General features: G+C 57.6%; 13 protein-coding genes. 12 read left to right on the plus strand and 1 reads right to left on the minus strand.

Going from position 1 to position 17,451, the window contains the following annotated elements; all coding sequences use genetic code 11:
• Positions 1 to 158 precede the first annotated feature (158 nt).
• The 3 genes from ATI02_RS02835 to ATI02_RS02845 all read left to right on the plus strand — a co-directional run bounded on the left by ATI02_RS02835 (position 159) and on the right by ATI02_RS02845 (position 3,218).
• Entirely contained in the window at positions 159 to 1,010 is an 852-nt protein-coding gene (locus ATI02_RS02835; RefSeq protein ID WP_095190653.1) for a glycine betaine ABC transporter substrate-binding protein, read from the plus strand.
• 241 nt (positions 1,011 to 1,251) lie between these two features.
• On the plus strand, positions 1,252 to 1,563 hold the full coding sequence (locus ATI02_RS02840) for a DUF485 domain-containing protein (RefSeq protein ID WP_047600264.1): 312 nt from the start codon (positions 1,252 to 1,254) through the stop codon (positions 1,561 to 1,563).
• Positions 1,560 to 3,218, plus strand: coding sequence for a cation acetate symporter (locus ATI02_RS02845; protein WP_100845372.1), 1,659 nt, complete (start codon positions 1,560 to 1,562; stop codon positions 3,216 to 3,218). The genes ATI02_RS02840 and ATI02_RS02845 overlap by 4 nt, the downstream gene beginning before the upstream one ends.
• A gap of 1,082 nt (positions 3,219 to 4,300) precedes the next feature.
• On the opposite strand, the gene gltA is transcribed toward ATI02_RS02845, so the two are convergent.
• Complete coding sequence (gene gltA / locus ATI02_RS02850; protein WP_003222994.1) at positions 4,301 to 5,590, minus strand: citrate synthase; 1,290 nt, start codon at positions 5,588 to 5,590, stop codon at positions 4,301 to 4,303.
• A gap of 363 nt (positions 5,591 to 5,953) precedes the next feature.
• Here gltA and sdhC point away from each other — a divergent pair, with 363 nt between their 5' ends.
• The 9 genes from sdhC (at position 5,954) to sucD (ending at position 17,311) form a co-directional block, all read left to right on the plus strand.
• Positions 5,954 to 6,328 carry a succinate dehydrogenase, cytochrome b556 subunit gene (gene sdhC, locus ATI02_RS02855; RefSeq protein WP_016773673.1) on the plus strand — a complete coding sequence of 125 codons (375 nt, stop codon included), beginning with the start codon at positions 5,954 to 5,956 and terminating at the stop codon, positions 6,326 to 6,328.
• A complete protein-coding gene (sdhD, locus tag ATI02_RS02860) occupies positions 6,322 to 6,690 on the plus strand; it encodes a succinate dehydrogenase, hydrophobic membrane anchor protein (protein WP_003222999.1) in 369 nt (122 codons plus the stop codon). The genes sdhC and sdhD overlap by 7 nt, the downstream gene beginning before the upstream one ends.
• A gap of 3 nt (positions 6,691 to 6,693) precedes the next feature.
• Positions 6,694 to 8,466 (plus strand): succinate dehydrogenase flavoprotein subunit, encoded by a 1,773-nt coding sequence (gene sdhA, locus ATI02_RS02865; protein WP_095191612.1) that lies wholly within the window; start codon positions 6,694 to 6,696, stop codon positions 8,464 to 8,466.
• 11 nt (positions 8,467 to 8,477) lie between these two features.
• A complete protein-coding gene (locus tag ATI02_RS02870) occupies positions 8,478 to 9,182 on the plus strand; it encodes a succinate dehydrogenase iron-sulfur subunit (RefSeq protein ID WP_060541475.1) in 705 nt (234 codons plus the stop codon).
• Positions 9,183 to 9,433: 251 nt separating this feature from the next.
• Entirely contained in the window at positions 9,434 to 12,265 is a 2,832-nt protein-coding gene (locus ATI02_RS02875; RefSeq protein WP_100845373.1) for a 2-oxoglutarate dehydrogenase E1 component, read from the plus strand.
• Positions 12,266 to 12,309: 44 nt separating this feature from the next.
• Positions 12,310 to 13,530 (plus strand): 2-oxoglutarate dehydrogenase complex dihydrolipoyllysine-residue succinyltransferase, encoded by a 1,221-nt coding sequence (odhB, locus tag ATI02_RS02880; RefSeq protein WP_100845374.1) that lies wholly within the window; start codon positions 12,310 to 12,312, stop codon positions 13,528 to 13,530.
• A 97-nt stretch (positions 13,531 to 13,627) separates the two neighbouring features.
• Positions 13,628 to 15,064: a dihydrolipoyl dehydrogenase gene (lpdA, locus tag ATI02_RS02885; RefSeq protein WP_095191615.1), complete on the plus strand. Its 1,437-nt coding sequence runs from the start codon at positions 13,628 to 13,630 to the stop codon at positions 15,062 to 15,064.
• Positions 15,065 to 15,263: 199 nt separating this feature from the next.
• Positions 15,264 to 16,430: an ADP-forming succinate--CoA ligase subunit beta gene (gene sucC, locus ATI02_RS02890; RefSeq protein ID WP_007919879.1), complete on the plus strand. Its 1,167-nt coding sequence runs from the start codon at positions 15,264 to 15,266 to the stop codon at positions 16,428 to 16,430.
• Complete coding sequence (gene sucD, locus ATI02_RS02895; RefSeq protein WP_095191616.1) at positions 16,430 to 17,311, plus strand: succinate--CoA ligase subunit alpha; 882 nt, start codon at positions 16,430 to 16,432, stop codon at positions 17,309 to 17,311. The genes sucC and sucD overlap by 1 nt, the downstream gene beginning before the upstream one ends.
• The last annotated feature ends 140 nt before the right edge of the window (positions 17,312 to 17,451 follow it).

Raw genomic sequence — 17,451 nt, forward strand, 5'->3', positions numbered from 1 at the left:
GCAGGTCGCCTCGGGCGTCAGGTTGATGATCGAAAGCGTCAGTACTCCACTGATGTCCGGCCGAGTTTGCGATGAGGCGTGATGGGGGCGCTGTGCACCATAACAATACGTTGACGCCGCCCGTCATCCGTCGGGCGCAGCATTTCGGGGAAGTAACGATGAAGATGCGACGACTTTTAGGCGCAGGTGCCGCTCTGGCGCTTGCGATGAGCTCCACTTTCGCCAGCGCTGAAAAACAGACCCTGAACATCGGTTACGTTGACGGCTGGTCCGACAGCGTCGCGACCACCCACGTGGCGGCCGAAGTGATCAAGCAGAAACTTGGCTACGACGTGAAACTGCAAGCCGTCGCCACCGGGATCATGTGGCAAGGCGTGGCCACCGGCAAACTCGACGCCATGCTCTCCGCCTGGCTGCCGGTCACCCACGGCGAATACTGGACGAAGAACAAGGATCAGGTCGTCGATTACGGCCCGAACTTCAAGGATGCGAAAATCGGCCTGATCGTTCCGGAGTACGTTAAAGCCAAGTCCATCGAAGACCTGAAAACCGACGACACCTTCAAGAATCGCATTGTCGGCATTGATGCCGGTTCAGGCGTGATGCTCAAGACTGATCAGGCGATCAAGGATTACGGCCTCGACAAATACACCCTCAAAGCCAGTTCTGGCGCCGGCATGATCGCCGAGCTGACCCGTGCCGAGAAGAAAAATGAATCCATCGCCGTCACCGGTTGGGTGCCGCACTGGATGTTCGCCAAGTGGAAACTGCGCTTCCTCGACGATCCGAAAGGCGTGTATGGCGCGGCTGAAACCGTGAACAGCATCGGCAGCAAAGGGCTGGATGCCAAGGCGCCGGAAGTGGCCAAGTTCCTGAAGAACTTCCAGTGGGCTTCCAAAGACGAAATCGGCGAAGTGATGCTGGCGATTCAGGATGGTGCCAAGCCCGACGCTGCTGCGAAAGATTGGGTAGCCAAACACCCGGATCGCGTGGCTGACTGGACTAAATAAAAGCCTCACCGCCTAACCCTGTGGGAGCGAGCCTGCTCGCGAATGCGATCTGTCAGTTGATGCAAATATCGACTGATCTGACGCCTTCGCGAGCAGGCTCGCTCCCACAGTTGTTTTGTGGCGTACCGGAAATTGGCAAAAGTGTCATGGCGTTCTACTACTAAGGTCGTCTGGAACCTCTCCCGCAGCCGCATACATTAGCTACGTTCCAACAATAATCTGTGCTGCGAGGATAAAAACAATGAACGACAGCATTTACCTCTCGATTCAAAACAGTCCCCGATTCAAGGAGCTGGTGAGAAAAAGGGAAAAGTTCGCCTGGATACTCTCGGCGATCATGCTCGGGCTCTACTCTGGCTTCATCCTTCTGATCGCTTACGGGCCGCACATATTGGGCGCCAAACTCAGTCCTGAATCCTCGATTACCTGGGGCATTCCGATCGGTGTCGGACTGATTCTGTCAGCATTCATCCTCACCGGGATCTACGTGCGCCGCGCCAATGGCGAGTTTGACGACCTGAACAATGCGATTCTCAAGGAGGCTCAGCAATGATCCGGCGTCTACTTTCTCTATTGACCGTTGCAGCTTTCGCGCCGTGTGCTTTTGCGGCTGACGCCTTGACGGGCGCAGTGGCCAAGCAGCCACTGAACATTCCAGCCATCCTGATGTTCGTGGCGTTCGTTGGCGCGACCTTGTACATCACCTACTGGGCCTCGAAGAAAAACAACTCGGCGGCCGACTACTATGCGGCGGGCGGCAAGATCACCGGTTTCCAGAATGGTCTGGCGATCGCCGGTGACTACATGTCGGCGGCGTCCTTCCTGGGGATTTCCGCGCTGGTGTTCACCTCCGGCTACGATGGCCTGATCTACTCGATCGGCTTCCTGGTGGGCTGGCCGATCATTCTGTTCCTGATCGCCGAGCGTCTGCGTAACCTGGGTAAATACACCTTTGCCGACGTGGCGTCCTACCGCCTCGGGCAAACCCAGATTCGCACCTTGTCTGCCTGCGGTTCGCTGGTGGTGGTGGCGTTCTACCTGATCGCGCAAATGGTTGGTGCCGGCAAGTTGATCCAACTGTTGTTCGGTCTGGACTACCACGTGGCGGTGATTCTGGTCGGTGTGCTGATGTGCATGTACGTGCTGTTCGGCGGCATGCTGGCGACCACTTGGGTGCAGATCATCAAGGCTGTGCTGTTGCTGTCCGGTGCCTCGTTCATGGCGCTGATGGTGATGAAGCACGTCAACTTCGACTTCAACATGCTGTTCTCCGAGGCGATCAAGGTTCACCCTAAAGGTGAAGCGATCATGAGCCCTGGCGGCTTGGTGAAAGATCCGGTTTCGGCGTTCTCCCTCGGTCTGGCGCTGATGTTCGGTACTGCTGGCCTGCCACACATTCTGATGCGCTTCTTCACCGTGAGCGACGCTAAAGAAGCCCGTAAGAGCGTGCTGTACGCAACCGGTTTCATTGGCTACTTCTACATTCTGACCTTCATCATCGGCTTCGGCGCGATCCTGCTGGTCAGCACCAACCCTGCCTTCAAGGATGCTGCTGGCGCGCTACTCGGCGGCAACAACATGGCGGCGGTGCACTTGGCCAACGCCGTCGGCGGTAGCATCTTCCTCGGCTTCATTTCGGCTGTAGCGTTCGCGACCATTCTGGCGGTTGTGGCGGGTCTGACCCTGGCCGGTGCATCGGCGGTGTCTCACGACCTGTATGCCAGTGTGATCAAGAAGGGCAAGGCAAACGAGAAGGATGAGATCCGCGTATCGAAGATCACTACCATTGCCTTGGCAGTGCTGGCGATTGGTCTGGGTATCCTGTTCGAAAGCCAGAACATCGCGTTCATGGTTGGCCTGGCGTTCTCGATCGCGGCGAGCTGCAACTTCCCGGTGCTGCTGCTTTCGATGTACTGGAAGAAGCTGACTACTCGCGGTGCGATGATCGGTGGCTGGCTGGGACTGGTGAGTGCGGTCGGCCTGATGGTGCTTGGCCCGACCATCTGGGTGCAGATTCTGCATCATGAGAAGGCGATCTTCCCTTACGAGTATCCTGCGTTGTTCTCGATGATCATCGCGTTTGTTGGGATCTGGTTCTTCTCGATCACTGACAAGTCGGCGGCTGCGGATAACGAGCGGGCGCTGTTCTTCCCGCAGTTTGTGCGTTCGCAGACGGGGTTGGGGGTGAGCGGGGCGGTATCGCATTGATGGTTTGATGGTTTGACGTTGTAGTGAATGCCCCGGTTGAGAGATCGGGGCATTTTTTGTGGGCGGTTATCGGGCTCTGGTGTGTATTTTTTGATTGGGTGTATATCCGTTGCTGCGGTAACGGCGGCTTAGGGTTCCGCCCTGACGGCGGGTCACTTTTGACAAACGCCTCAAAAGTAACCAAAAGGGCTTTACCCTGACGTACGGCCCTCGCTTAGGCTCGGGTCCCTTCGCTGCGGGATTGATCCGGGCGCATCGCCTCCGGTTTGCTGCGCTGCACCTCCTCTCGATGTGTTTGGCTTCGCCAAACGGTCGCTGCGCTCCCACCCCCGGATCAATCCCTTCACTCAGCCTGCCGACGGGCTCCGAGATCAAGATCAAGAGCGGTACTTGAGCTTGCGCTCATTGTGTTGAGTGGGGCGGCTTTGCCGCATGCGGGGTGTTCTTATTCTCTTTCTGGAGCTGGCTTGCCAGCGATGGCGGCCTGACAGCCGACCAATCTCTGGCGGGTCTACTCAACCCCATTGTGGGAGCGAGCCTGCTCGCGAAGGCGGCCTGACAGCCGACCCATATCTGACAGGTGTACTCAACTCCAATGTAGGAGCTGCCGAAGGCTCGGGCCGCGATCGGACGATCTTTTGATCTTGCTTCGCGTCGCGAAGGCTCTTGACGTTGCTTTTGATCTCCAGGCCCATCGGCAGGCCGAGCGTAGGTGTTCATCCGGGGGGGGGCAGGCGCGCAGCGCCGTGCGGCGAAGCCGCATACATCGAGAGGAGGTGCAGCGAAGCAAACCGTAGGCGATGCCCCCGGATGGACACCGTAGCGAGGGAACACTGAGCCTCAGCGAAGTGCCGTACGTCAGGGAGCAGCCCTTTTGGTTACTTTTGGCTGGGCCGGCATTCCGGGCGTTTGCCAAAAGTGACCCGCCGTCAGGGCGGAACCCTAGTCAGCAACACCCGCAGCAACGGATATACACCCAAACCCCAAACCCCAAACCCCAAACCCCAGACAAACAAAAACGGCCGCTATTCACATAGAGGCCGTTCCCGGTACAACTTCAAGACGTTATCGCAAGACAAGTCCTATTTGCGGTCTTCCAGCTTGGTAATGTCACGCGACTCGTAGCCGGTGTACAGCTGGCGCGGGCGGCCAATCTTGTACGGGCTGGAGAGCATTTCTTTCCAGTGCGAAATCCAGCCAACAGTACGTGCCAGCGCGAAAATCACGGTGAACATGCTGGTCGGAATGCCGATCGCCTTGAGGATGATCCCCGAGTAGAAGTCGACGTTCGGGTACAGCGAGCGTTCGATGAAGTACGGGTCGGTCAGGGCGATCTCTTCCAGGCGCATGGCCAGTTCGAGTTGCGGATCGTTGTTGATGCCCAGTTCCTTCAGTACTTCGTCGCAGGTCTGCTTCATTACAGTCGCGCGAGGGTCGCGGTTCTTGTAAACGCGGTGACCGAAGCCCATCAGCTTGAACGGATCGTTCTTGTCCTTGGCCTTGGCGATGAACTTGTCGATGTTGGACACATCGCCGATTTCATCGAGCATGGTCAGAACGGCTTCGTTCGCACCGCCGTGGGCAGGGCCCCACAGTGCGGCGATGCCGGCGGCGATACAGGCGAACGGGTTGGCACCCGAAGAACCTGCCAGACGCACGGTGGAAGTCGATGCGTTCTGCTCGTGGTCGGCGTGGAGGATGAAGATCCGGTCCATGGCCTTGGCGAGCACCGGGCTGATCGGTTTGATCTCGCACGGGGTGTTGAACATCATGTGCAGGAAGTTTTCCGCGTACGTCAGGTCGTTGCGCGGGTACATCATGGGTTGGCCCATGGAGTACTTGTAAACCATCGCTGCCAGGGTCGGCATCTTGGCAACCAGGCGGATCGCGGAGATTTCGCGATGCTGCGGGTTATTGATGTCCAGGGAGTCGTGGTAGAAGGCCGAGAGGGCGCCGACTACGCCGCACATGACGGCCATCGGGTGGGCGTCGCGACGGAAGCCGTTGAAGAAGGTTTTCAGCTGCTCGTGAACCATGGTGTGGTTCTTGACGGTGCTGACAAACTGGGCTTTCTGTTCTGCTGTCGGCAATTCGCCGTTGAGCAACAGATAGCAGGTTTCCAGGTAGTCCGATTTTTCAGCCAGCTGTTCGATCGGGTAGCCGCGGTGCAACAGAATGCCGTTGTCGCCGTCGATATAGGTAATCTTCGATTCGCACGAAGCGGTCGACATGAAACCCGGGTCGAAAGTGAAGCGGCCCGTGGCCGTCAGGCCCCGAACATCAATTACATCGGGACCAACGGTGCCGGTTAAAATGGGCAGCTCGACGGGGGCTGCGCCCTCGATGATCAACTGCGCTTTTTTGTCAGCCATGTGGCCTCCTATTTATGCTTGAACCATCAGACAGACCCCCCACGCAGGGCCCGCACCACTATAGTGAGATAAATTCGAATGTCAATTTGCCTAAAGTCTTGCTCCAGAAGGCTTTAAGCGCACTTTTTCCTCGAAATTGCCTGCCATTTACGCCTTTTATTCAACTTGTGCAATCAGCTATTGGGGGTAGGTGATTGCGTTGTCATTAGTAGCCTAACTGTCTATACTCGGCCACCGACCGCCAAGGGCTTTTGGGCTTGCTTTCATTGGGGGTCGCATCCCTGGGTGGTGGTTACCTGACCAGTGCACTCCCCAACAACTTTGCCCTGATTGTTAGGGGCTCTTCAGTGTGAAAAAAAAGCCGTGAAAAGCCAACGACCTGTAAACCTAGACCTAAGGACCATCAAACTCCCAGTCACTGCTTACACGTCCATTCTTCACCGTATCTCCGGTGTCATCCTCTTTGTGTGCCTTGCCATCATGCTTTACGCATTGGACAAGTCGCTGAGCTCCGAGGAAGGCTTCGGTCAGGTGAAAGCGTGTCTGACCAGTCCGCTAGCCAAGCTAGTGATTTGGGGCATCCTGTCCGCTCTGCTGTATCACCTGGTAGCCGGTGTGCGCCATTTGATCATGGACATGGGCATCGGTGAGACGCTGGAAGGCGGCAAGCTGGGCTCGAAAATCGTTATCGCCGTTTCCGTGGTGGTAATCGTTCTGGCAGGAGTTTGGATATGGTAACTAACGTCACGAACCTGTCGCGTTCGGGCCTCTATGACTGGATGGCGCAACGTGTGTCTGCGGTCGTTCTCGCGGCTTACTTCATCTTTCTGATCGGATATGTCGTGGCCCACCCAGGCCTCGAGTATGCCCAGTGGCATGAACTGTTCGCCCACAACGGAATGCGTATTTTCAGCCTCTTGGCCCTTGTTGCTCTCGGCGCTCACGCCTGGGTCGGCATGTGGACCATCGCGACTGACTACCTGACGCCAATGGCGTTCGGCAAGTCCGCAACGGCTATACGTTTCCTTTTCCAGGCAGTATGCGGCGTTGCGATGTTCGCTTACTTCGTCTGGGGTGTGCAGATTCTCTGGGGTATCTGAGTCATGGCTAACATTCCAACGATTTCTTTCGACGCCATCATTATTGGTGGTGGCGGTGCCGGCATGCGCGCTGCGCTGCAACTGGCGCAGGGCGGTCACAAGACTGCCGTGATCACCAAGGTTTTCCCGACCCGTTCGCACACTGTATCCGCCCAAGGCGGCATCACTTGCGCAATCGCGTCCGCTGACCCGAACGATGACTGGCGCTGGCACATGTACGATACCGTCAAGGGTTCCGACTACATCGGTGACCAGGACGCTATCGAATACATGTGTCAGGAAGGCCCGGCCGCTGTTTTCGAGCTGGACCACATGGGTCTGCCGTTCTCGCGTACCGAGCAAGGCCGTATCTACCAGCGTCCGTTCGGCGGTCAGTCCAAGGACTATGGCAAGGGCGGTCAGGCTGCACGTACTTGCGCCGCTTCCGACCGTACCGGTCACGCACTGCTGCACACCCTTTATCAGGGCAACCTGAAAGCCGGTACCACGTTCCTGAACGAGTACTACGCTGTCGACCTGGTAAAAAACCAGGAAGGCGAGTTCGTCGGTGTGATCGCGATCTGCATCGAAACTGGCGAAACTTCCTATATCCGCGCGAAAGCCACCGTATTGGCTACCGGCGGTGCAGGCCGTATCTACGCGTCCACCACCAACGCCCTGATCAACACCGGTGACGGCGTCGGCATGGCTCTGCGTGCTGGCGTACCGGTACAGGACATCGAAATGTGGCAGTTCCACCCGACCGGCATCGCCGGCGCCGGTGTACTGGTTACAGAAGGTTGCCGTGGTGAAGGTGGTTACCTGATCAACAAGCACGGCGAGCGTTTCATGGAGCGTTATGCTCCGAACGCCAAAGACCTTGCCGGTCGTGACGTGGTTGCTCGCTCGATGGTTAAGGAAATCATCGCTGGCAATGGTTGCGGTCCGAATGGCGACCACGTAATGCTCAAACTCGACCACTTGGGCGAGGAAGTGCTGCACAGCCGTCTGCCAGGCATCTGCGAACTGTCGAAGACTTTCGCTCACGTTGACCCGGTGGTTGCTCCGGTTCCGGTTGTTCCGACTTGCCACTATATGATGGGCGGCGTTGCCACCAACATTCATGGTCAGGCGATCACCCAGAACGCTGATGGCGTGGATCAGATCATCCCTGGTCTGTTCGCTGTAGGTGAAGTGGCTTGCGTATCGGTTCACGGTGCCAACCGTCTGGGCGGCAACTCGCTGCTTGACCTGGTGGTATTCGGTCGCGCTGCCGGCCTGCACCTGGAAAAGGCACTGACCGACGGCATCGAATACGACGACGCTACCGAAGCCGATATCGAAGCTGCCCTGTCGCGCCTGAACGCGCTGAACAACCGTACCGATGGCGAAGACGTGGCAACCCTGCGTCGCGAGCTGCAAAGCTGCATGCAGAACTACTTCGGTGTGTTCCGTACCGGCGAATACATGCAGAAAGGTATCGCTCAACTGGCCGATCTGCGTCAGCGTATCGCTAACGTGAAGATCAACGATAAGTCGCAGGCGTTCAACACTGCTCGTATCGAAGCGCTGGAACTGCAAAACCTGCTGGAAGTGGCTGAAGCGACTGCCATCGCTGCCGAAGTACGTAAAGAGTCCCGCGGTGCGCACGCCCGTGAAGACTTCGAAGACCGTGACGACGAAAACTGGCTGTGCCACACCCTGTACTTCCCGGGTGACAAGCGCGTCACCAAGCGTGCCGTTAACTTCTCGCCGAAGACTGTTCCGACTTTCGAGCCGAAAGTCCGGACTTATTAAGGGTGACCGCCATGTTGCAAGTCAGTGTTTATCGCTACAACCCTGATCAGGACGCTGCGCCGTTCATGCAGGAATTTTCGGTCGATACCGGTGGTAAAGACCTGATGGTGCTGGACGTGCTGGCCCTGATCAAAGAGCAGGATGAAGGTTTCTCCTATCGTCGCTCTTGCCGTGAAGGCGTCTGCGGCTCCGACGGCATGAACATCAACGGCAAGAACGGCCTGGCCTGCATCACGCCACTGTCCGCCGTTGTAAAAGGTAACAAGTTGATCGTTCGTCCTCTGCCAGGTTTGCCGGTTATCCGTGACCTGGTCGTCGATATGAGCATCTTTTACAAGCAATACGAGAAGGTGAAGCCTTACCTGCAGAACGACACGCCGGCTCCGGCCATCGAGCGTCTGCAGTCGCCAGAAGAGCGTGAAAAGCTCGACGGTCTGTACGAGTGCATCCTGTGCGCTTGCTGCTCGACCTCTTGCCCGTCCTTCTGGTGGAACCCGGACAAGTTCCTGGGTCCAGCCGCTCTGCTGCAAGCCTATCGCTTCCTGGCAGACAGCCGTGACACCAAGACGTCCGAGCGTCTGGCTTCGCTCGATGACCCGTTCAGCGTATTCCGCTGCCGGGGCATCATGAACTGCGTCAACGTATGTCCGAAAGGCCTGAACCCGACTAAGGCCATCGGTCACATCCGTAACATGCTGCTTTCGAGCGGCGTGTGATTCAGCTGCTGTAAACGCTGTACCGTAGAGGCTGTGGCGCGGGCTTCAACCCGCGTCATGGCTATAACCAGAGCAGCAGCCATAAGCTGCGGCTCTTATTTTGAAGAAATGAGACAAGCAGGGGCATCCGGGCTGGTACCCGGACTATCAGTGTGATCCTAAGTGGCTTGTTTTAGTCGCTGCATTCGGACTTCTGCAAGTTTGCTCGGTGTCGACACCGATGGTGTTCCCCTAACCGAGGGTGACCAAGCATGCAAGAAAGCGTGATGCAGCGCATGTGGAACAGCGCCTACCTTTCAGGTGGAAACGCTGCCTATGTGGAAGAGCTTTATGAGCTCTACCTGCACGACCCTAACGCTGTGCCAGAAGAGTGGCGCACCTACTTTCAGAAGTTGCCTGCCGACGGCAACTCTGCCACTGATGTTTCGCACTCGACAATTCGCGATCATTTCGTGCTGCTGGCAAAGAACCAGCGCCGCGCTCAACCGGTTTCCGCCGGGAGCGTGAGCAGTGAGCACGAGAAGAAGCAAGTTGAAGTGCTGCGATTGATCCAGGCCTACCGTATGCGTGGCCACCAGGCAGCCCAGCTTGACCCGCTGGGGCTGTGGCAGCGTCCTGCACCTGCAGACCTGTCGATCAATCATTACGGCTTGACCAATGCCGATCTTGATACGACCTTCCGTGCCGGCGACCTGTTCATCGGCAAAGAGGAAGCGAGCCTACGCGAAATTCACGAAGCGTTGCAGCAGACATATTGCCGCACCATCGGCGCTGAATTTACGCACATCACCGATTCCGAGCAGCGCCAGTGGTTCCAGCAGCGTCTGGAAAGCGTGCGTGGTCGTCCGACGTACTCCGCCGACATCAAGAGCCACCTGCTTGAGCGCGTGACTGCCGGTGAAGGCCTGGAAAAATACCTGGGCACCAAATACCCGGGCACCAAGCGTTTCGGTCTGGAAGGCGGCGAAAGCCTGATTCCGATGCTCGACGAACTGATCCAGCGTTCCGGTTCCTACGGCACCAAGGAAGTCGTCATCGGCATGGCCCACCGTGGCCGTCTGAACGTGCTGGTCAACACCTTCGGCAAGAACCCGCGCGAGCTGTTCGACGAGTTCGAAGGCAAGAAGAAGGTCGAGCTGGGTTCCGGTGACGTTAAATACCACCAGGGCTTCTCGTCCAACGTAATGACCACCGGCGGTGAAGTTCACCTGGCCATGGCATTCAACCCGTCCCACCTGGAAATCGTTTCTCCGGTGGTCGAGGGTTCGGTTCGCGCCCGTCAGGATCGTCGTAACGATCAGACCGGTGAGAAGGTTCTGCCGATCTCCATCCACGGTGACGCGGCATTTGCCGGTCAAGGCGTGGTCATGGAAACCTTCCAGATGTCGCAGACCCGCGGTTTCAAAACCGGCGGTACTGTACACATCGTGATCAACAACCAGGTGGGTTTCACCATCAGCAACCCGCTGGACTCGCGTTCCACCGAGTACGCCACCGACGTTGCGAAGATGATCCAGGCGCCGATCCTCCATGTGAATGGTGATGATCCGGAAGCCGTGTTGTTCGTGACCCAGCTGGCCATCGACTACCGCATGCAGTTCAAGCGTGACGTGGTGATCGATCTGGTCTGCTACCGTCGTCGCGGCCACAACGAGGCCGACGAGCCAAGCGGCACCCAGCCATTGATGTATCAGCAGATCACCAAGCAGCGCACCACCCGTGAGCTGTACGCTGATCGTCTGACTCAGGCAGGGGTTCTGGACGCTGAACGTGTTCAGGCGAAAGTCGACGAGTATCGCAACGCGCTGGACAACGGTCTGCACGTAGTGAAGTCGCTGGTCAAAGAACCGAACAAAGAGCTGTTCGTGGACTGGCGTCCGTATCTGGGCCACGCCTGGACTGCGCGTCACGACACTCGTTTTGATCTGAAGACCCTGCAAGAACTGTCCGCCAAGCTGCTGGAAATTCCGGAAGGCTTCGTGGTTCAGCGTCAGGTCGCGAAGATCTACGAAGACCGTCAGAAGATGCAAGCCGGCGGCCTGCCGATCAACTGGGGTTATGCCGAAACCATGGCGTACGCGACCCTGGCGTTCGAAGGTCACCCGATCCGCATGACCGGTCAGGACATCGGCCGCGGTACGTTCTCGCACCGTCACGCTGTTCTGCACAACCAGAAAGACGCTGGCACTTACATTCCGCTGCAGAACCTGTACGAGGGTCAGCCACGCTTTGACCTGTACGACTCGTTCCTGTCGGAAGAAGCGGTACTGGCTTTCGAATACGGTTACTCGACCACCACGCCAAACGCGCTGGTGATCTGGGAAGCCCAGTTCGGCGACTTCGCCAACGGTGCACAGGTTGTTATCGACCAGTTCATCACCAGCGGCGAGCACAAGTGGGGCCGTCTCTGCGGTCTGACCATGTTGCTGCCACACGGTTACGAAGGTCAGGGCCCTGAGCACAGCTCGGCACGTCTTGAGCGCTATCTGCAGCTGTGCGCCGAGCACAACATTCAGGTGTGCATGCCGACCACGCCGGCTCAGATCTACCACTTGCTGCGCCGTCAGGTGATCCGCCCGCTGCGCAAACCTCTGGTAGTCCTGACTCCCAAGTCGCTGCTGCGCCACAAGCTGGCCATCTCGACCCTGGAAGATCTGGCCGAAGGTTCGTTCCAGACCGTGATCCCGGAAATCGATGCCCTGGACCCGAAAAAGGTCGAGCGCGTTGTTCTGTGCAGCGGCAAGGTCTACTACGACCTGCTGGAAAAACGCCGTGCCGAAGGCCGCGAAGATATTGCCATCGTGCGTATCGAGCAGCTGTACCCATTCCCTGAGGACGACTTGAAAGAAGTCCTGGCTCCGTACACCAACGTCAAGCATGCCGTTTGGTGTCAGGAAGAGCCGATGAACCAGGGCGCCTGGTACTGCAGCCAGCACCACTTGCGTCGCAGCATCAGCAACCTCGACAAGTCTCTCGTACTTGAGTACGCGGGCCGTGAGGCTTCTGCTGCACCTGCATGTGGTTACGCATCGATGCACGCCGAGCAGCAGGAAAAACTGCTGCAAGATGCTTTCACTGTTTAACGCCTTCGCGCTGACTGAAACCGAATTTTAAGGACCCACAGATAATGGCTATCGAAATCAAAGCCCCGTCATTCCCGGAATCGGTTGCCGATGGCACCGTTGCCACCTGGCACAAGAAACCAGGTGAGGCCGTCAAGCGTGACGACCTGATCGTCGACATCGAAACCGACAAAGTCGTGCTCGAAGTATTGGCCGAAGCTGACGGCGTGCTGGGCGCTATCGTTGCCAACGAAGGCGATACCGTTCTTTCCAACCAGGTGCTGGGCTCGATCGAAGAGGGCAGCGCTGCTGCCGCTGCTCCAGCCGCCGCTGCTGCTCCGGCTGCTGCTGCCGCTGCACCTGCTGCTGAAGGCGAAGACGATCCTGTTGCTGCCCCGGCTGCGCGCAAGCTGGCTGAAGAAAACGGCATCAACATCGCTTCCGTTGCCGGCACTGGTAAAGGCGGTCGTGTAACCAAGGAAGACGTCGTGGCTGCTGTTGCTGCCAAGAAAGCCGCTCCGACTGCCGCGCCTGCCAAGGCTGCTGCTCCTTCGGCTGCCGCTCCTGTGTTCGCCGCTGGCGACCGCATCGAGAAGCGCGTGCCGATGACCCGCGTTCGCGCCACCGTGGCCAAGCGTCTGGTTGAAGCTCAGTCGAACATGGCGATGCTGACCACTTTCAACGAAGTCGACATGACCGAAGTCATGGCCCTGCGTTCGAAGTACAAGGATCTGTTCGAGAAGTCTCACAACGGTGTACGTCTGGGCTTCATGTCGTTCTTCGTGAAAGCGGCCACCGAAGCGCTGAAACGCTTCCCGGCTGTCAACGCGTCGATCGACGGTGGCGACATCGTTTACCACGGCTACGCGGACATCGGTGTTGCCGTTTCTAGCGATCGTGGTCTGGTTGTACCGGTTCTGCGTAACGCCGAGCTGATGAGCCTGGCTGAAATCGAAGGCGGTATCGCAACATTCGGCAAAAAAGCCCGTGACGGCAAACTGTCGATGGACGAGATGACCGGTGGTACCTTCACCATCACCAACGGTGGTACCTTCGGTTCGATGATGTCGACCCCGATCGTCAACCCGCCGCAGGCAGCGATTCTGGGCATGCACAACATCATCCAGCGTCCTATGGCCATCAACGGTCAGGTCGTTATCCGTCCGATGATGTACCTGGCACTGTCCTACGATCACCGTCTGATCGATGGCAAAGAAGCTGTAACCTTCCTGGTGACCATCAAGAACCTGCTGGAAGATCCGGCTCGTCTGTTGCTGGATATCTGATAGAAGCAGTCGCGGGCTTCAAGTTTCAAGCTGCAGCAAAGGGCAGCTTGGCTTGGAGCGCGCGGCTTGAAGCTTTTCGCTAAAGAGGATTTTTTGAATGTCGCAGAAATTTGACGTAGTAGTGATCGGTGCTGGCCCTGGTGGCTACGTGGCTGCCATCAAGGCCGCGCAGCTGGGTCTGACCACTGCCTGCATCGAGAAGTACACCGACGCCGAAGGCAAGCAAGCCCTGGGCGGCACCTGCCTGAACGTCGGCTGCATTCCTTCCAAGGCGCTGCTGGACAGCTCCTGGAAATACAAGGAAGCGAAAGAAAGCTTCAACGTTCACGGTATCTCGACCGGCGAAGTCAAAATGGACGTCGCTGCGATGGTTGGCCGCAAGGCTGGCATCGTCAAGAACCTGACCGGCGGCGTTGCCACTCTGTTCAAGGCTAACGGCGTTACTTCGATCCAGGGCCACGGCAAACTGCTGGCTGGCAAGAAAGTCGAAGTCACCAAGCCAGACGGCTCGGTTGAAGTCATCGAAGCAGAAAACGTCATCCTGGCTCCGGGTTCGCGTCCGATCGACATTCCACCCGCTCCGGTTGATCAGAATGTCATCGTCGACTCGACTGGCGCGCTGGAATTCCAATCCGTACCCAAGCGTCTGGGCGTGATCGGCGCTGGTGTGATCGGTCTGGAACTGGGTTCGGTGTGGTCGCGTCTGGGTGCAGAAGTGACTGTTCTCGAAGCACTGGACACCTTCCTGATGGCAGCGGACACCGCTGTTTCCAAGGAAGCGCTGAAAACCCTGACCAAACAAGGTCTGGACATCAAGCTGGGCGCTCGCGTGACCGGTTCGAAAGTGAACGGCGACGAAGTCGTTGTTAACTACACCGATGCCAACGGCGAACAGACCATCACTTTCGACAAGCTGATCGTAGCCGTTGGTCGCCGTCCGGTGACCACTGATCTGCTGGCAGCCGACAGCGGCGTGACCCTGGACGAGCGCGGTTTCGTGCACGTTGATGATCACTGCGCCACCACCGTACCGGGCGTTTTCGCCATCGGTGACGTGGTTCGCGGCATGATGCTGGCTCACAAGGCTTCGGAAGAAGGCATCATGGTTGTCGAGCGCATCAAGGGCCACAAAGCCCAGATGAACTATGACCTGATCCCTTCGGTTATTTATACTCACCCGGAAATCGCGTGGGTCGGCAAAACCGAGCAGGCCTTGAAAGCTGAAGGCGTTGAAGTTAACGTCGGCACCTTCCCGTTCGCTGCTTCCGGCCGTGCCATGGCTGCCAACGATACCGGTGGTTTCGTCAAGGTCATCGCTGATGCCAAGACTGACCGCGTATTGGGCGTGCACGTGATTGGCCCGAGCGCTGCAGAACTGGTTCAGCAGGGCGCGATCGGTATGGAATTCGGCACCAGCGCTGAAGACCTGGGCATGATGGTTTTCTCCCATCCGACCCTGTCTGAAGCCTTGCACGAAGCTGCTTTGGCTGTGAATGGCGGCGCCATCCACATTGCCAACCGCAAGAAGCGTTAACAGACAATAAGAAACCACGGCGGTAACGGCCCGTCGTGAGCCTTGCGAGCAAGTCTCACCGCGGAATGTCCGCTGGACGCAGTCTTGCGTAGCTGCACCGGATACCCGGAAGGCTACGCAAGCAGCAGTCACAGGTGGCGCGGCACTCATAAAGAGCGCAGCGCCGAATGCGCAGTACCTAACGAAGACGGTAAAAAGCATGAATCTTCACGAGTATCAGGGTAAGCAGCTGTTCGCTGAATACGGCCTGCCAGTTTCCACTGGTTACGCAGTAGACACCCCAGAAGCAGCAGCAGAAGCTTGCGACAAAATCGGCGGCAGCGAGTGGGTTGTCAAAGCCCAGGTCCACGCCGGTGGTCGCGGTAAAGCGGGCGGCGTCAAGCTGGTTCGCAGCAAAGAAGACGCCAAAGCCTTCGCACAGCAGTGGCTGGGCAAGCGTCTGGTGACTTACCAGACTGACGCCAATGGCCAGCCAGTCACCAAGATCCTGGTTGAATCGTGCACTGATATCGCTAAAGAGCTGTACCTGGGCGCTGTCGTTGACCGTTCGAGCCGTCGCATCGTGTTCATGGCTTCCACCGAAGGTGGCGTGGACATCGAGAAAATCGCTCACGACACTCCAGAAAAAATTCTGAAAGCCACTATCGATCCACTGGTTGGCGCTCAGCCATTCCAGGGTCGCGAGCTGGCATTCCAGCTGGGTCTGGAAGGCAAGCAGGTTGCTCAGTTCGCCAAGATCTTCGTCGGTCTGGCCAAGCTGTTCAAGGATCACGACCTGGCGCTGCTGGAAGTGAATCCGCTGGTGATCAAGGCTGACGGCGATCTGCACTGCCTGGACGCCAAGATCAACATCGACGCCAACGCCATGTACCGTCAGCCTAAGCTGAAGACTTTCCACGATCCGTCGCAAGACGATCCGCGCGAAGCGCACGCTGCCAAGTTCGAACTGAACTACGTAGCGCTGGAAGGCAACATCGGTTGCATGGTCAACGGTGCTGGCCTGGCCATGGGTACCATGGACATCGTCAACCTGCATGGCGGCAAGCCAGCCAACTTCCTCGACGTAGGCGGTGGTGCAACCAAAGAACGCGTTACCGAAGCGTTCAAGATCATCCTGTCCGACACTAACGTCGCTGCAGTACTGGTCAACATCTTCGGCGGCATCGTTCGCTGCGACATGATTGCCGAAGGCATCATCGGCGCTGTGAAAGAAGTCGGCGTGAAAATCCCGGTTGTTGTTCGCCTTGAAGGCAACAACGCTGAGCTGGGCGCTAAAGTACTGGCAGAAAGCGGTTTGAACATCATCGCTGCTACCAGCCTGACCGACGCTGCTCAACAAGTTGTCAAAGCTGCGGAGGGCAAATAATGAGCGTCCTGATCAATAAAGACACCAAAGTTATCTGCCAGGGTATTACCGGTTCGCAAGGTAGTTTCCACACCCAGCAAGCCATCGAATACGGCACCCAGATGGTTGGCGGCGTAACGCCAGGCAAAGGCGGCACCGAGCACCTGGGTCTGCCAGTGTTCAACACCGTTAAAGACGCAGTAGCTGCCACTGGCGCTACCGCCAGCGTGATCTACGTTCCGGCTCCTTTCTGCAAAGACTCGATCCTGGAAGCGGCTTTCGGCGGCATCAAGCTGATCGTGTGCATCACCGAAGGCATTCCTACCCTGGACATGCTGGACGCCAAAGTTAAGTGCGACGAGCTGGGCGTTGTCCTGATCGGCCCTAACTGCCCAGGCGTGATCACCCCAGGCGAATGCAAGATCGGCATCATGCCAGGTCACATTCACTTGCCAGGCAAAGTCGGTATCGTTTCCCGTTCCGGCACCCTGACCTACGAAGCTGTGAAGCAGACTACTGACGCCGGTTTCGGTCAGTCGACTTGCGTCGGCATCGGTGGTGACCCGATCCCGGGTTCGAACTTCATCGACATCCTGAAGTTGTTCCAGGAAGACCCGAAGACCGAAGCGATCGTAATGATCGGCGAGATCGGCGGTTCGGCTGAAGAAGAAGCGGCTGCCTACATCAAGGCACACGTGACCAAGCCGGTTGTTTCCTACATCGCTGGTGTGACTGCTCCTCCGGGCAAGCGCATGGGCCATGCTGGCGCAATCATCTCTGGCGGCAAAGGCACTGCAGACGAGAAGTTCGCTGCTCTGCAAGACGCAGGCGTTAAAACCGTGCGTTCGCTGGCAGACATCGGCAAGGCCCTCGCCGAGCTGACCGGTTGGGCTGTCAAGTAAGCCTCACGCTTAACTGACGCTTCACCAAACAAAGGCCACCTTCGGGTGGCCTTTGTCGTTTCCGGGATTTGACTCGTGCTGGCTATTTATAGGCATCCGCCCAATTACATGCAAAAACGCGACACGGAAACGTCGCGTAT

It is taken from the genome of Pseudomonas baetica (genome assembly GCF_002813455.1).
In the GTDB taxonomy this organism is placed as follows: domain Bacteria; phylum Pseudomonadota; class Gammaproteobacteria; order Pseudomonadales; family Pseudomonadaceae; genus Aquipseudomonas; species Aquipseudomonas baetica.

What these genes read in the sequence shown, in the direction of transcription:
- ATI02_RS02835 (WP_095190653.1), top strand. Translation starts at nt 159, where the DNA reads ATGAAGATGCGACGACTTTTAGGCGCAGGTGCCGCTCTGGCGCTTGCG.
- ATI02_RS02840 (WP_047600264.1), top strand. Translation starts at nt 1,252, where the DNA reads ATGAACGACAGCATTTACCTCTCGATTCAAAACAGTCCCCGATTCAAG.
- ATI02_RS02845 (WP_100845372.1), top strand. Translation starts at nt 1,560, where the DNA reads ATGATCCGGCGTCTACTTTCTCTATTGACCGTTGCAGCTTTCGCGCCG.
- gltA (WP_003222994.1), bottom strand. Translation starts at nt 5,590, where the DNA reads ATGGCTGACAAAAAAGCGCAGTTGATCATCGAGGGCGCAGCCCCCGTC.
- sdhD (WP_003222999.1), top strand. Translation starts at nt 6,322, where the DNA reads ATGGTAACTAACGTCACGAACCTGTCGCGTTCGGGCCTCTATGACTGG.
- sdhA (WP_095191612.1), top strand. Translation starts at nt 6,694, where the DNA reads ATGGCTAACATTCCAACGATTTCTTTCGACGCCATCATTATTGGTGGT.
- ATI02_RS02870 (WP_060541475.1), top strand. Translation starts at nt 8,478, where the DNA reads ATGTTGCAAGTCAGTGTTTATCGCTACAACCCTGATCAGGACGCTGCG.
- ATI02_RS02875 (WP_100845373.1), top strand. Translation starts at nt 9,434, where the DNA reads ATGCAAGAAAGCGTGATGCAGCGCATGTGGAACAGCGCCTACCTTTCA.
- odhB (WP_100845374.1), top strand. Translation starts at nt 12,310, where the DNA reads ATGGCTATCGAAATCAAAGCCCCGTCATTCCCGGAATCGGTTGCCGAT.
- lpdA (WP_095191615.1), top strand. Translation starts at nt 13,628, where the DNA reads ATGTCGCAGAAATTTGACGTAGTAGTGATCGGTGCTGGCCCTGGTGGC.
- sucC (WP_007919879.1), top strand. Translation starts at nt 15,264, where the DNA reads ATGAATCTTCACGAGTATCAGGGTAAGCAGCTGTTCGCTGAATACGGC.
- sucD (WP_095191616.1), top strand. Translation starts at nt 16,430, where the DNA reads ATGAGCGTCCTGATCAATAAAGACACCAAAGTTATCTGCCAGGGTATT.